General features: G+C 59.6%; 12 protein-coding genes. 5 read left to right on the forward strand and 7 right to left on the reverse strand.

Annotated elements, in window-relative coordinates; all coding sequences use genetic code 11:
* Window positions 1–5: 5 nt before the first annotated feature.
* The 3 genes from ACQY47_RS20270 to ACQY47_RS20280 all read right to left on the reverse strand — a co-directional run bounded on the left by ACQY47_RS20270 (window position 6) and on the right by ACQY47_RS20280 (window position 3,932).
* Window positions 6–1,721 carry a proline--tRNA ligase gene (locus tag ACQY47_RS20270; RefSeq protein WP_017139743.1) on the reverse strand — a complete coding sequence of 572 codons (1,716 nt, stop codon included), beginning with the start codon at window positions 1,719–1,721 and terminating at the stop codon, window positions 6–8.
* 272 nt (window positions 1,722–1,993) lie between these two features.
* Window positions 1,994–3,526, reverse strand: a complete 1,533-nt coding sequence (locus ACQY47_RS20275; protein WP_017139744.1) for an AmpG family muropeptide MFS transporter — start codon at window positions 3,524–3,526, stop codon at window positions 1,994–1,996.
* A 43-nt stretch (window positions 3,527–3,569) separates the two neighbouring features.
* Complete coding sequence (locus tag ACQY47_RS20280) at window positions 3,570–3,932, reverse strand: MGMT family protein (RefSeq protein ID WP_428551346.1); 363 nt, start codon at window positions 3,930–3,932, stop codon at window positions 3,570–3,572.
* A 148-nt stretch (window positions 3,933–4,080) separates the two neighbouring features.
* Here ACQY47_RS20280 and ACQY47_RS20285 point away from each other — a divergent pair, with 148 nt between their 5' ends.
* The 5 genes from ACQY47_RS20285 to groL all read left to right on the forward strand — a co-directional run bounded on the left by ACQY47_RS20285 (window position 4,081) and on the right by groL (window position 8,727).
* Entirely contained in the window at window positions 4,081–5,088 is a 1,008-nt protein-coding gene (locus tag ACQY47_RS20285) for a DUF481 domain-containing protein (RefSeq protein ID WP_017139746.1), read from the forward strand.
* 125 nt (window positions 5,089–5,213) lie between these two features.
* On the forward strand, window positions 5,214–5,945 hold the full coding sequence (locus ACQY47_RS20290; protein ID WP_017139747.1) for a HugZ family protein: 732 nt from the start codon (window positions 5,214–5,216) through the stop codon (window positions 5,943–5,945).
* Window positions 5,946–6,011: 66 nt separating this feature from the next.
* Window positions 6,012–6,488, forward strand: coding sequence for an FxsA family protein (locus tag ACQY47_RS20295; RefSeq protein WP_016975517.1), 477 nt, complete (start codon window positions 6,012–6,014; stop codon window positions 6,486–6,488).
* A gap of 246 nt (window positions 6,489–6,734) precedes the next feature.
* On the forward strand, window positions 6,735–7,031 hold the full coding sequence (locus ACQY47_RS20300) for a co-chaperone GroES (RefSeq protein ID WP_017139748.1): 297 nt from the start codon (window positions 6,735–6,737) through the stop codon (window positions 7,029–7,031).
* 49 nt (window positions 7,032–7,080) lie between these two features.
* Window positions 7,081–8,727 (forward strand): chaperonin GroEL, encoded by a 1,647-nt coding sequence (gene groL / locus ACQY47_RS20305; protein WP_017139749.1) that lies wholly within the window; start codon window positions 7,081–7,083, stop codon window positions 8,725–8,727.
* Between the two features lie 194 nt (window positions 8,728–8,921).
* On the opposite strand, the gene ACQY47_RS20310 is transcribed toward groL, so the two are convergent.
* The 4 genes from ACQY47_RS20310 to ACQY47_RS20325 form a co-directional block, all read right to left on the reverse strand.
* Complete coding sequence (locus ACQY47_RS20310; protein ID WP_176992096.1) at window positions 8,922–9,299, reverse strand: hypothetical protein; 378 nt, start codon at window positions 9,297–9,299, stop codon at window positions 8,922–8,924.
* A gap of 321 nt (window positions 9,300–9,620) precedes the next feature.
* Complete coding sequence (locus ACQY47_RS20315; protein WP_017139750.1) at window positions 9,621–10,916, reverse strand: sensor histidine kinase; 1,296 nt, start codon at window positions 10,914–10,916, stop codon at window positions 9,621–9,623.
* Window positions 10,909–11,604, reverse strand: coding sequence for a response regulator transcription factor (locus ACQY47_RS20320; protein WP_017139751.1), 696 nt, complete (start codon window positions 11,602–11,604; stop codon window positions 10,909–10,911). Before ACQY47_RS20320 ends, ACQY47_RS20315 begins: the two co-directional genes overlap by 8 nt.
* 77 nt (window positions 11,605–11,681) lie before the next feature.
* Window positions 11,682–13,631, reverse strand: a complete 1,950-nt coding sequence (locus tag ACQY47_RS20325) for an LTA synthase family protein (protein ID WP_428551355.1) — start codon at window positions 13,629–13,631, stop codon at window positions 11,682–11,684.
* Window positions 13,632–13,702: the final 71 nt, after the last annotated feature.

Below are 13,702 nucleotides of genomic sequence, written 5' to 3' on the forward strand. Positions count from 1 at the left end.
GGTTTTCAGCGACGAATACGCGCCTGAAGGAAAGACAGCACGTCAGCCACCGGCAACGGTTGGGCTTCGGCTTCGGTCCGGCTCTTGTATTCCAGATTGCCATCCGCCAGGCCGCGGTCACTGACCACGATACGGTGCGGGATGCCAATCAGTTCCATGTCGGCGAACTTGATGCCCGGGCTGGTTTTCTTGTCCCGGTCATCGAGCAGCACTTCAAAACCGGCAGCCGTCAGTTCGGCATACAGTTTGTCGGTGGCTTCGCGTACTTGCTCGTTGTCGTAGCGCAGCGGTACCAGGGCGATCTGGAACGGTGCCAGGGCGTCGCTCCAGATGATGCCTTTCTCGTCGTTGTTCTGCTCGATGGCAGCGGCAACCACGCGCGATACGCCAATGCCGTAGCAGCCCATGTCCAGGGTGATCGGCTTGCCGTTCTCGCCCAGCACTTCGCACTTCATCGCCTTGCTGTACTTGTTGCCCAGCTGGAAGATGTGCCCGACTTCGATGCCGCGCTTGATTTCCAGGGTGCCCTTGCCATCCGGGCTTGGGTCACCGGCCACGACGTTACGCAGGTCGGCCACGGTCGGAACCGGCAGGTCACGCTCCCAGTTCACGCCGAAGTAGTGCTTGTCATCAATGTTGGCGCCGATACCGAAGTCGCTCATCAGCTCGACCGAACGGTCGATGATGATCGGCAACGGCAGGTTCAGCGGGCCCAGCGAACCGGCACCGGCGCCAATGGCGTCGCGCAGTTCGGCATCGGTGGCCATGACCAGCGGGCTGGCCACGCCAGGTTGCTGGGCAGCCTTGATTTCGTTGAGTTCGTGGTCGCCACGGATCACCAGGGCGATCAGCTTGCCTTCTTCTTCGGCGCGCACGATCAGGGTCTTGATGGTCTTTTCAATCGGCAGATTGAATTTTTCCACCAGGGCCGCGATGGTCTTGGTCTCTGGCGTGTCCACCAGGCGCAGTTCTTCAGCCGGTGCGGCGCGGGACGTTTCCCGTGGCACGGCTTCGGCTTTCTCGATGTTCGCCGCGTAGTCGGAACCGTTGCTGAACACGATATCGTCTTCGCCGGACTCGGCCAGCACGTGGAACTCGTGGGAGCCGGCGCCGCCGATGGAGCCGTTGTCCGCTTCAACCGGACGGAACTTCAGGCCCAGGCGCGTGAACACGTTGCAGTAGGCGGTGTGCATGCGGTCGTAGGTGGCCTGCAGGGACGCCTGGTCGGCGTGGAACGAATAGGCATCCTTCATGATGAATTCGCGGCCGCGCATCAAACCGAAGCGTGGGCGAATTTCGTCACGGAACTTGGTCTGGATCTGATACAGGTTCAACGGCAGCTGCTTGTAGCTGCTCAACTCGTTGCGCATCAGGTCAGTGATCACTTCTTCATGGGTCGGGCCGGCGCAGAAATCGCGGCCATGACGATCCTTGAAGCGCAGCAACTCAGGGCCGTACTCTTCCCAGCGCCCGGATTCCTGCCACAGCTCAGCCGGTTGGGTGCTCGGCATCAACACTTCCAGAGAGCCGGCGGCGTTCATTTCTTCGCGAACGATGGCTTCGACCTTGCGCATCACCTTCAAGCCCATGGGCAGCCAGGTGTACAGGCCGGAGGCCAGTTTGCGGATCATGCCGGCGCGCAGCATCAGCTGATGGCTGATCACAACCGCGTCGGAAGGCGTTTCTTTCTGTGTGGCGAGCAAATATTGACTGGTACGCATGGTAGGCCGTTGTCGGTTGCTTGGACTTGAAATGACTTGGGATTGTACGGGCGGTTGTCGCTGGAGTACAGGCGTGAGGTCGTGGCGGTGTTTCTGGTGGAGTAGAGCGTGTGTGGGAGCTGGCTTGCTATGGAGAGGGCGCTTGCTGTGGCGAGGGAGCTTGCTCCCGTTTGACTGCGCAGCAGTCACCGGCATTTTGGGGGCGCTTCGCACCCCAGCGCAAGCAAGCTTGCTCGCCACAACAAGCCAGCTCCCACATTGGCTGAGGTGGGTCAGTCTTCTGCGGGAGGATTCAACCGCGCCCGTCGGCTTTCCTGAAACCAGTGCAGCGCAATCAGGAACAGCGTCGGCACACCCAGCAGGCAAGTGATGATGAAGAAGTTGTGATAACCGAACTTCTCTACCATCACGCCCGAGTAGCCACCAATCAGGCGCGGCAGCAACAGCATGATCGAGCTGAGCAGCGCGTATTGGGTGGCGGAGAACTTGAGGTTGGTCAGGCTCGACAGGTAGGCGACAAACGCCGAAGTGGCCAGGCCCGAACTGAAGTTATCCAGGGAGATGGTGAAGATCAGCATCTGCAGGTCCGGGCCCATGTCGGCAAGCATCACGAACAGCAGGTTGGTGGCCGCCGAGGCAATGCCGCCGATAAACAGGATCGGCAAGATGCCGAAGCGCACAATCAACAGGCCGCCCATACCGGCGCCGAGCAGGGTCATGATCAGGCCGAAGATCTTGCTGACCCCGGCGATCTGGTCCTTGGTAAAGCCCTGGTCGATGTAGAACACGTTGGCCATCACGCCCATTACCGTGTCGGACATGCGATAGGTCGCAATCAGCCCGAGCAGCAGCAGCGCCTGCCAGCGATACCGCAGGATAAAGTCGTTGACCGGCGTGAGGACGGGTGCCAGGCCTCGTCGACCCATGGCCGAGAGGCAAAGGGTAGTGAGGATGATGTACAGGATGGCGCGCAGGAACGCGCGATCTTCCATCAGCAGCTCCCACAGGCTCACGCCGTGGAACAGCACGCTGGCGAAATCGGTGTTGTACAGCTGGGTGAACATCGCCGGGACCGACACCAGCAGCACGATCAGCACAAAGACCGAGACAAGCTGATGCGCAAAGCTGTAGCGCCCGGCCTGCAATTGGGTGCGCAGTGGCACATCGGGTTCACGCATGAAGAAGGTGGTCAGCAGTGCCGGGATCATCAGCACGCCGAACAGCACGTAAGTACCGGTCCAGGCCGAGTGTTTATAGTTGAAGCCGGTGGAGCCGAAACCTTCGGCAAAGAACAGCGCGCCGGCGGTGGCCAGCAGTGCGGCGATGCGATAGCCGGACATGTAGCTGGCAGCCAGCGCGGCCTGGCGGCTGTCGTCGGCTATTTCCAGGCGATAGGCGTCTACCGCAATGTCTTGGGTGGCCGAGGCAAAGGCTACGATAACGGCAATGGCGATCAGCCAGGACAAGTGCTTTTGCGGGTCGCAGAAACCCATGCCGATCAACCCGAGGATCACCAGCGTCTGGGCAAGTACCAGCCAGGAGCGACGTCGTCCCAGTTTGCCGAGCAGCGGCAGGCGCCATTGGTCGAGCAGCGGCGACCAGACCCATTTAAACGCATAGGCCAGGCCGATCAGGCTCGCATAGCCGATGGTCTCGCGGGCCACACCGGCCTCGCGCAACCACACAGATAGCGTCGAAAACACCAACATGTAAGGCAAGCCGGCGGCGAAGCCGAGCAACAACAGGACTAACGTCGAAGGGCTGGCATAGGCGGCGAGCGCGGCGCGCCAGGTTTTACGGGGCATGGGCTGGAGTCTGCCTCAGATTTGCGGAAACAAAGCGCGCACTCTAACCGCTGTGCTCTACCGGGCGCCAGCCATGACGCTGAATATCAACGCGATTGTTCAGGATACTGACGCCTTCACTGCGCAAACGCGCACGTTGTTCGTCGCCTGAAGCGCTGCCCACCGGCAGACTTATCCGACCACCGGCACCCAATACCCGATGCCAGGGCAGACGGGTGTCCTCCGGCAGTTGGCTGAGCGTGCGCCCGACCCAGCGGGCAGCACGGCCCAGGCCGGCCAGGTACGCCAACTCGCCGTAACTCACCACGCAACCTTCGGGCACTTGCGCCAGGGTCAGGTACAGGGCCGTTCGGCGCATGTCTGCGGGGCTTTGGGGGGCGTCTTCGGGTGAGTGAGGTGTGGGCATCGCCGCGTCTTTATAAAGAGGTGTTTTTGTAAGAAACGTCTGTAATCATGCCGTTGAGAATTGAACTCAATATAAATCCTTGAGTCAGTCCAAGCTATCTAACACGATAACGCCCCTTTTTCGCCATTTTCGAGCCTCGAATTCGCTTATGTTGTCCAGAACCCTGCTCTGCCTTGCTGTTCTCAGCGCCTCCACGCCCCTGCTCGCCGACACCATCTGGTTGAAGAACGGTGACCGCCTGACCGGCAAGATCAAAGTCTTCGACGGTGGCAAATTGCTGATTCAGACCAACTACGCAGGAGCCATCCCGGTGGATTGGAAACAGGTCAAGACCCTGGAAAGCGACCAGGAACTGCTGGTCAAGCAGGACGCTTACACCGGTGAAAAGGCCAAATCCCTGAAAGCGGCGGAGGATGGCAAGGTCACCCTGACCAATGGCGAAGCGCCGAAAACCGTGGACTTGGCCAGCATCCAGCAGATCATCAAGCCAAAGCCTGTGATCGAAGACCTGGTGTGGAAGGGCAATGTCGACCTGGCGCTGGACTACAAACGCGCCGACAAGGACACCAACGACTACGACATCGACTTCAAGACCACCGCGCGTCACGGCCAGTGGCGGCATACCGCCCAGGGCGAATACAACCGCGAGTTCCAGGATGACGTGACCACCACTGATAACTGGTCGCTGGAATATGACCTGGACCGCTTCATCACCGAGCATTGGTACTGGCAGGGCCGCCTGACCTACAAGCGTGACAAGGTTGAAGACCTGTCCCGCCAGCGCACCGTCGGTACTGGCCCTGGCTACCAGTTCTGGGACGATGAGCTGGGCGCGTTCTCCCTCGGCTCGCTGGTCAACCGCACCGATTACCAGTATTCGGACGATCGCAAGAGCAACTTCTATTCCCTGGCCATGAAGTGGAGCTACAACCGCTACCTGGTGGGCAAGACTGTGGAATTCTTCACTAACGGTGAAGTGGGCAAGCCGCTGGCCGGGCCGTCCGATTACTCCCTGGATGCGGAAATGGGCCTGCGCTACAAAGTCACCGAGTGGGCGTCGCTCAACCTCAAGGCCGAGCGCGACATCATTAATGGCGAATCGCAAAGCAGCTTGGACAAGACCCGTTACACCGCAGGCTTCGGCGTCGCCTGGTAAAGCAACCCGGTAAAACCAGCAACGGACACTCTGGCAACCCGCGCCGATAGTGATTACCTTGTGTTGAGATTCATTCCCATAGACGCCATAGGCTGTGGGCGGCTGAACACCCGAGGAGTCATACCGTGAGCACGCAGGTTGCCAAGAACGCCCGAGAGCTGTTGCTCAAGGAATACCGTGGAGCGCTCTCCACATTGTCCAAAGCCATGCCGGGTTTTCCCTTCGGCTCAGTGGTGCCGTACTGCCTCGACGCGCAGGGCCAGCCGATCATCCTGATCAGCCGCATCGCCCAGCACACCCACAACCTGCAGAAAGACCCCAAGTGCTCGCTGCTGGTGGGTGAGCGCGAAGCCGATGACGTGCAAGCGGTAGGGCGCCTGACCTACCTGGCCGAAGCCGAAAAGCTTGAGGATGAGGCTGCGATTGAAGCCGCCGCCGAGCGCTATTACCGCTACTTCCCGGATTCGGCCAACTACCACAAGGCCCACGATTTTGACTTCTGGGTGCTCAAGCCGGTGCGTCACCGTTACATCGGCGGCTTTGGCGCGATTCACTGGGTCGACCAGCTCACCCTGGCCAACCCGTTTGCGGGCAAAGCCGAGCGCAGCATGATCGAGCACATGAACAGCGATCACACCAAGGCCATCGCCCACTATGTGGAGCTGACCGGCCTGCCGACCACCGAACCTGCGCAATTGGCCGGTATCGACGGCGAGGGCATGCACCTGCGCATCGGCCAGTCCTTGTATTGGCTGCCGTTTGCCGAGCCTTGCAACACGCCGACACAAGTGCGCGAAGCCCTGGTTTCATTGGCTCACGCTGAGGTCTGGCCGAAAAAAGAAGCCGTCAGCGCTTGAATTCACGAAACGGCGACGTCATTTAAGGTGGACTGGCAAGGCATTCTTGCGTTGAGGAACCATTTGATGCGCCCTTTTTTATTGCTCTTTCTGCTGTTCCCGGTGTTGGAGCTGTTCGTATTTGTTCAAGTCAGCAGTGCCATCGGGTTTTTCCCGGCACTGTTGCTGATTATTCTCGGCTCGATGCTCGGCGTCCTGGTGCTGCGCGTCGCCGGCCTGGCCACGGCGCTGCGTGCGCGTGAAAGCCTGAACCGCGGCGAACTGCCTGCTCAGACCATGCTTGAAGGCCTGATGATGGCCTTGGCCGGTGGCCTGTTGATCCTGCCAGGCTTTATCAGCGACGTGGTCGGCCTGGTCATGCTGCTGCCGTTCACCCGCAAGCTGCTGGCCGGCAAGATGCGCCAGCGAGCTGAAGAAGCGGCGATCCGCCAGCGCGCCTTCGCCGATGACCTGCAACCCCGTGGCGGCCCGGCGCCACGCCAGCCGTTGGGGCGTGAAGGGGATGTGATCGAAGGCGAGTTCGAACACCGCGACAGCAAATAACCGCATGACCTGCACGGCGCCTTTGGGGCCGTGCTGCTTTTGCCGCCCGGCATTCGTAAAAAATTTCCGTCGCGGCCTCTTGTAATAAGCTTATGCGCCCTTATGTAACGGTCACCGCAAGGTTTCTGGTGGCGACACCAGACAGACTTCCGCGTCTTGCTTGGCGAGGCGCGACCGGCACCGCCGGAATACAACTTGCCGGTATCGATACCGGCCGATGAAAAACACAATTAGGAGAGATCGACAATGAGCAAGCTTCGTCCTCTGCACGACCGCGTCGTAATCCGTCGCAGCGAAGAAGAAAAGAAAACCGCTGGCGGTATCGTTCTGCCAGGTTCGGCTGCTGAAAAAGCCAACCACGGTGTGATTCTCGCTGCAGGCCCGGGCAAGACGCTGGAAAACGGTCAAGTACGTGAGCTGGCCGTAAAAGTGGGTGACAAGGTTGTTTTCGGCCCTTACTCCGGCAGCAACACTGTGAAAGTCGACGGCGAAGACCTGCTGGTCATGGCTGAGAACGAGATTCTCGCCGTTCTGGAAGACTGATTCCCCGCTCATTTTCCCGTTACTACAAAGTATTTAAGGAATATCGATCATGGCTGCTAAAGAAGTTAAATTCGGCGATTCCGCCCGCAAGAAAATGCTCACCGGTATCAACATCCTGGCTGACGCGGTAAAAGCGACCCTGGGTCCTAAAGGCCGTAACGTGGTTATCGAGAAGAGCTTCGGCGCTCCGACCATCACCAAGGACGGCGTTTCGGTAGCCAAAGAAATCGAACTGGAAGACCGTTTCGAAAACATGGGCGCGCAGCTGGTCAAAGACGTTGCCTCCCGTGCCAACGATGACGCAGGCGACGGCACCACCACCGCTACCGTACTGGCTCAGGCCATCGTCAACGAAGGCTACAAGGCCGTCGCTGCCGGCATGAACCCGATGGACCTCAAGCGCGGCATCGACAAGGCGACCATCGCCATCGTTGCTGAGCTGAAAAAGCTGTCCAAGCCATGCGCCGACACCAAGGCTATCGCTCAGGTAGGCACCATCTCCGCCAACTCCGACAACTCCATCGGCGACATCATTGCCGAAGCCATGGAAAAAGTCGGTAAAGAAGGCGTGATCACCGTTGAAGAAGGCACTGGCCTGGAAAACGAACTGTCGGTTGTAGAAGGCATGCAGTTCGACCGTGGCTACCTGTCCCCGTACTTCGTCAACAAGCCTGAGACCATGGTTGCCGAGCTGGACAGCCCGCTGATCCTGCTGGTCGACAAAAAGATCTCGAACATCCGCGAAATGCTGCCAGTGCTGGAAGCCGTTGCCAAAGCCGGCCGCCCACTGCTGATCGTTTCCGAAGACGTTGAAGGCGAAGCCCTGGCGACTCTGGTTGTGAACAACATGCGTGGCATCGTTAAAGTCGCCGCCGTCAAGGCGCCAGGCTTCGGCGACCGTCGCAAGGCCATGCTGCAGGACATCGCCGTTCTGACCGGCGGTACCGTTATCTCCGAAGAGATCGGCCTGAGCCTGGAAAGCGCCACCCTGGAAAACCTGGGTAGCGCCAAGCGCGTGACCATCTCCAAAGAAAACACCATCATCGTTGACGGTGCTGGCGTTGAGCAGGACATCCAGGCTCGCATCACTCAGATCCGTGCCCAGGTTGCCGAGACTTCGTCCGACTACGACCGTGAAAAACTGCAAGAGCGTCTGGCCAAGCTGTCCGGCGGCGTTGCAGTGATCAAGGTTGGCGCCGGTTCCGAAGTTGAAATGAAAGAGAAGAAAGCCCGCGTTGAAGACGCCCTGCACGCAACCCGTGCAGCCGTTGAAGAAGGCGTGGTACCTGGCGGTGGCGTTGCGCTGATCCGCGCTCTGGAAGCACTGGCTGATCTGACCGGCGACAACGCTGACCAGAACGTCGGTATCGCTGTTCTGCGTCGCGCCGTTGAAGCGCCGCTGCGTCAGATCGCTGCCAACTCCGGCGACGAGCCAAGCGTTGTGGTCAACGAAGTCAAGAACGGCAAAGGTAACTACGGTTACAACGCTGCGACTGGCGAATACGGCGACATGATCGAAATGGGCATCCTGGACCCTACCAAGGTGACTCGTTCCGCGCTGCAAGCAGCAGCCTCGATCGGTAGCCTGATCCTGACTACCGAAGCTGCAATCGCTGACAAGCCAAAGGCTGAAGGCGCAGCTGGCGGCGGTATGCCAGACATGGGCGGCATGGGTGGCATGGGCGGCATGATGTAAGCCAGCCTTACCCAGCTATTAAAAAGCCCCGCCTGCAGTGATGCAGGCGGGGCTTTTTTGTGCAGTATTCAAAATGCAGGAGAACCCATGTGGGAGCTGGCTTGCCTGCGATGGCATCACCTCGGTGCACCAGACATACCGAGTCGCCTGCATCGCGGGCAAGCCCGGCTCCCACATGGCTGCCTGTGTTGATCTCAACCCAATGTACGACGTCGCAACAGCTTCCTGAAGGTCATGCCCCTTGCCAGGGTTACTTGGGCAGCCGGCATAAGTGCCACGGGTTGCGGTGCAGCAGTTTGGTTGAGTGGGCCAGGGACAGGCAGGTGCGTGAGTTTCTCAACGCTGGCGGCTCGGGGCCACCTCCGAGGTGGCGGGGTGAGGAGCGCATCCTGCGCCGTTGGCCGACGTGCCGTATTGGCGGTGTGATCGCCAGCGTGTTTGTCTTCCATCCGTGGTGATGGCTTGTCCGTAACCGCCAGGCGCGAGGCCGAGGCATTACCGGGCACGAACACGCCGGCAACGATGCACAGCGACAGCATCAAGGTGGGCAAATGCTTCTTACGGGGATGCATGACAGGGCTCTCCAACCGGGATTCAGTTGGCGAGGTTACGGGCGATGCGCAGGCTGCGCTGTCACAGGCTGTAACAGCGCTACAACCGGCGATACCCTTCAATAAGGACGAACACTGTCACTGTGGCGAGCAGGCTTGCCCTGCGTTGGGTGGCGAAGCCGCCCCAAATCAGGCGACTCGGTGAGCCAGTTATAACGGACTGGGGCTGCTGCGCAGCCCAACGCAGGGCAAGCCTGCTCGCCACGGATTACTTTTCTCCAGTTCTATTTCTGACTCGACTTACTTGAACGCATCAGCCCAAAGACCTTGAAAGGCATGGCTCTAAAGAGGGCGCAACGGCAGTATCAGGCTCATGCGTGCGCCGCCCAGCGGGCTGCGGGTTACCGACAACTCACCGTGGTGCCACTGGGTCGCGCGCTTGGCCAGCGCCAGGCCGAGGCCGAAGCCACTGGGTTCGTCGCCGCCCATGGCAAGCCGCACAAAAGGCTCGAAAATCTTTTCACGGTTCTCCGCCAATATACCGGGGCCATCATCGTCGACATGCAGCACCAAGTGCTGCTCACCCTGGTAGGTGGCGCTCACGCACACTCGATCACGCGCATAGGTGATGGCGTTGCTCAAGAGGTTGCGCACGATCAAGTGCAGCAGGGCACGGTCGCCGATCAGTTCAAGCTGTGCAGGCTCGGTTTCCAGGCTTAATTGACGGTGGTGCCCATCCAGTAAGGCGAACTCCTGGTGCAGCCAATCACGCAGGTTGATGGGTTCGTGCTGCAAATCGGTCGGCGCGCCGGCCATTCGCGCAAAGGCCAAGCTGGCGCGAACCAGAGCTTCGAGTTCTTCGACATCGGTTTGCAAGCGCTCCTGAAGGCGTGCGCGGGTCGGCGGGTCTTCGCTCTTGCTCAGCAACGTAAGGGCGAAACGCATGCGCGCCAGCGGTGTGCGCAGTTCGTGGGAGACGGCTTGAGAGACTTCGCGATGGCGTTCGCTCATGGCGCTGATGTCCCGCGCATGCTGTTGCAAGGTCAGCAGTAACGGCGTCCATTCCTTGCCCAGGGCGGGCAGCATCACGTTTGGCGTGCGTGCCAGCGTGCCCAGGCACGTGTTGAGTGTGGCCAGGTCTTTGTTATGCCGTCGGTACGCACGCAAACCGAGGCCGAGCAACAGCAAAACCGGCAAGCCGGCGACACAGGCGGTCATCCAGAAAATCGGAAATTTCAGCAGGTCCTTGACCTCGGCACTGCCCCACATAGGGCCGAATCGGATCACGGTTTCGTCGTCCAGCGGGAAGTAGCTGATGTCTTCGTCGCTGTTCAGTGCTGGCTGCTGGTGTTCGAGCATGACCATGGCTTCGGGCGGCAGTTCGACGTCGTCATAGGGGATCAGCTCTACCGGGTACTGGAAGTGCGCGCGCAGGATGTCCATGCGCGCTTCACGTTTCTCGGCAGGCAAGCCTTTGAGCTGCTCGGCCACCAAATAGCCTGGGCCGGCCATCAAACGCAAAAAACTGTCCTCGCCGACAAACACCGAGGCGTTGGTGCACAGCCACAACAGATAAAGGGTCAAGCTCGTCCAACCCGCGCCCGCCACGGCCACCATCCAGGGGCGCAGTTTAAACATGCTGGGCCGCCTGGGGGATTTCGACAAACAGGTAGCCTTGGGCCGTGATGGTCTGGATGGTCACCGGGCAGGCCAGGGTCATCAGCTTTTTGCGCAGGCGCGACACACGCATATCAATGGAGCGGTTAAGCCCGTCGTATTCCAGGCCGCGTAAGCTTTGCAGGAGTTTCTCGCGGGTCAGTAACACGCCGCTATGGCGGGCGAAAATCGCCAGCAGTTCGAACTCGGCCACCGAGAATTGCAATGGCGTACCGTCGAGCCAGGCGAAATGGCTATTAAGGTCCAACCGAAACGCACCCCACTGATAAGACGCATTGGGCGCCTGGCGGTGACGACGCAGCAACGAGCGCACCCTGGCCAGCAACAGCAGCGGGTCGACGGGTTTGACCACGTAGTCGTCGGCGCCCACGTCGAATCCGGTTAATTGCTCGGCGTTTTCATCCAGCGCGGTCATCATCAGGATCAGCCCGGGGTAGCTGTCGCGAATCTGGCGGCACAGGGTAAAACCGTCGATGCCCGGCAACATGACATCGAGGATCAACAGTGCCGGTTTTTCATCAAGAATGCGCTGTGCGGCGCGATCACCACGGTGCTCCACGGCGACGGTAAAACCCTCCGCGCGCAGGAACTCGGCCGTCAGCGCGGCCAATGGGCGGTCATCTTCAATCAGCAACAGGGAGTCGGACATGCAAAGGCGCCATCGCCGGAGGATGGCGCAAGTGTCACGCCCTTGCCCTGTGGTAGGCAAGGGCCAGAGCGCAGCTGTCAGCGTACGCTGATTGTGGGGGGCACTTCCTTCGGCCCCTTCCAGCTCAGCAATTGTTGGGTGTAGCCATAGCTGGCCGCTTGGTAGTAGGTGATTGCGCGTTGGATCAACGGATCATCACTGCCTACACGCAGCTCCTGGCTTTCACCCAGGGCTTGATCGTGGCGACGCAGGCCTTGGCGTGGGCTTAGAATGGCCAGGTCCTTGCCGTCAAACAGCCCCAGATACTGATAGTTGCCGACCACCACGCGCGGTGGCAACGGGTTGTCCTGCAACAGGTTGCGGCCGAAGAAGGTCGACTCGTAGCTCAGGTTGATCAGGCCCAGCAAGGTCGGCGCAAGGTCGATCTGGCTGGCCAGTTGTGCGCTTTCCCGGGCTTCGATCAGTTTGGGGGCATAGATGAACAGCGGGATCTGGTAGTTGGTGATCGGCAAGTCTTCCTTGCCTGCGCTGCCGGCGGTGTGGTCGGCGACGAACACGAAAATCGTGTTATCGAACCAGGGTTTCTGGCGTGCCGCGTCGAGGAACTCGCCAATAGCGTGGTCGGTGTATTTGACGGCGCCGTCACGGCCTTTACCGGACTTGATATCAATGCGCCCGTCCGGGTAGGTGTAGGGACGGTGGTTGGACGTGGTCATCAGTTGCAGCAGGAAGGGCTGCTGCTTGGCGTAGTCGGCATCCGCGAGTTTCAGGGTTTGCCGGTAGAGATCTTCATCAGCCATGCCCCACGCGTTCTTAAACGAAATTTCCGCTTCAGGCACACTGCTCTGGTCGACGACCCGATAACCGTTGCCGCTGAAAAACGCGTTCATATTGTCGAAGTAACCGCGCCCGCCGTAGACGAACACGCTGTCGTAACCGACGGCACCGAGTTGTTGGCCAAGGCTTGCGAAACCGCTTTCACGGCCAATGCGCTTGACGATCGAGCGGCCGGGCGTGGGTGGAATCGCCAAGGTGATCGCTTCCAGCCCACGGTCAGTGCGGGTGCCGGTGGCATAGAAGTTATTGAAGTACAGGCTTTGTTTACGCAGCGCATCGAGGTTGGGCGTCAGGTTGTTCTCATCGCCATTGCTGCCCATGTATTTGGCGCTGAAGCTTTCGATGGTCACCAGCACGATGTTGGGTTTACGCAATGTGCCTGGGTTGTCGATAGTGCGGCGGATATCCAGCGGGTCTGTGCCGATAAAGTGCGCATTGGGTTCACTGAGTTCTGCGCGCAACTGTTTGGCGACAACATCGGTTGGCAGGCTTTTGTAGAACTGCGTGTAATCGAGTTCGTTATTGCGAAAGGCGGCAAAAAATTGGTACGGGCCGTTGCTCGCCAATTCGTTCATGTAGGCATTGCCGCCTTGGGCACGCGGGCTGTTCTGGCTGATCAATTGCACACTCAGACCGGCAGCTACCAACAGGCACAGGGCATTCAGCAAGCGGCCGCGCATGGCTGGGAGCGGGGCGTTCATCGCCGCATTGAACGGCTTGCGCAGGGCAAGGCTCACGACTATCGCCAGCATCGCCAACAAACTGAGCAGCTTGCCGATCGGGTAGGACTCCAGCAGGTTGTTCAATACCTCCTTGGAATACACCAAGTAGTCGACGGCAATAAAATTGAAGCGCACACCGAATTCATCCCAGAACAACCATTCAGCGACCGCAGTGAACAGCATGGCGAACACGCTTGCGGTGAGCACCGCTTGCAGGAACCAGCGATGGCCGCGGCGGCGCCACAACGCGGGCGGGCACAGCAGCAGGTAAAGGCCCAGCGGCAAGGCGGCATACACCAGGAAGCTCAGGTCATAGAGCAAACCCACGCCAAACACCGGCAGCAAATTGCCACCGACTTCATCCAGATGGGTGATCAGCAGCACGCTGCGGGTCAGCAGGAAAATCACCAGCCAGGTGGCGGTGACGAGCAGCAGAAAGCGCATAGGCGCTGTTTTGAAAAACCCCATGTCCATATTCCTTATATCGATGGGCGCGATGTTCGACCTGACACTGTAATCAGTTTGTGAAGCTATAGTGA

It is taken from the genome of Pseudomonas edaphica (assembly GCF_965277385.1).
GTDB lineage: Bacteria > Pseudomonadota > Gammaproteobacteria > Pseudomonadales > Pseudomonadaceae > Aquipseudomonas > Aquipseudomonas edaphica.

What these genes read in the sequence shown, in the direction of transcription:
- ACQY47_RS20310 (WP_176992096.1), bottom strand. Translation starts at nt 9,299, where the DNA reads ATGCATCCCCGTAAGAAGCATTTGCCCACCTTGATGCTGTCGCTGTGC.
- ACQY47_RS20315 (WP_017139750.1), bottom strand. Translation starts at nt 10,916, where the DNA reads ATGTTTAAACTGCGCCCCTGGATGGTGGCCGTGGCGGGCGCGGGTTGG.
- groL (WP_017139749.1), top strand. Translation starts at nt 7,081, where the DNA reads ATGGCTGCTAAAGAAGTTAAATTCGGCGATTCCGCCCGCAAGAAAATG.
- ACQY47_RS20285 (WP_017139746.1), top strand. Translation starts at nt 4,081, where the DNA reads ATGTTGTCCAGAACCCTGCTCTGCCTTGCTGTTCTCAGCGCCTCCACG.
- ACQY47_RS20325 (WP_428551355.1), bottom strand. Translation starts at nt 13,631, where the DNA reads ATGGGGTTTTTCAAAACAGCGCCTATGCGCTTTCTGCTGCTCGTCACC.
- ACQY47_RS20270 (WP_017139743.1), bottom strand. Translation starts at nt 1,721, where the DNA reads ATGCGTACCAGTCAATATTTGCTCGCCACACAGAAAGAAACGCCTTCC.
- ACQY47_RS20275 (WP_017139744.1), bottom strand. Translation starts at nt 3,526, where the DNA reads ATGCCCCGTAAAACCTGGCGCGCCGCGCTCGCCGCCTATGCCAGCCCT.
- ACQY47_RS20300 (WP_017139748.1), top strand. Translation starts at nt 6,735, where the DNA reads ATGAGCAAGCTTCGTCCTCTGCACGACCGCGTCGTAATCCGTCGCAGC.
- ACQY47_RS20295 (WP_016975517.1), top strand. Translation starts at nt 6,012, where the DNA reads ATGCGCCCTTTTTTATTGCTCTTTCTGCTGTTCCCGGTGTTGGAGCTG.
- ACQY47_RS20320 (WP_017139751.1), bottom strand. Translation starts at nt 11,604, where the DNA reads ATGTCCGACTCCCTGTTGCTGATTGAAGATGACCGCCCATTGGCCGCG.
- ACQY47_RS20280 (WP_428551346.1), bottom strand. Translation starts at nt 3,932, where the DNA reads ATGCCCACACCTCACTCACCCGAAGACGCCCCCCAAAGCCCCGCAGAC.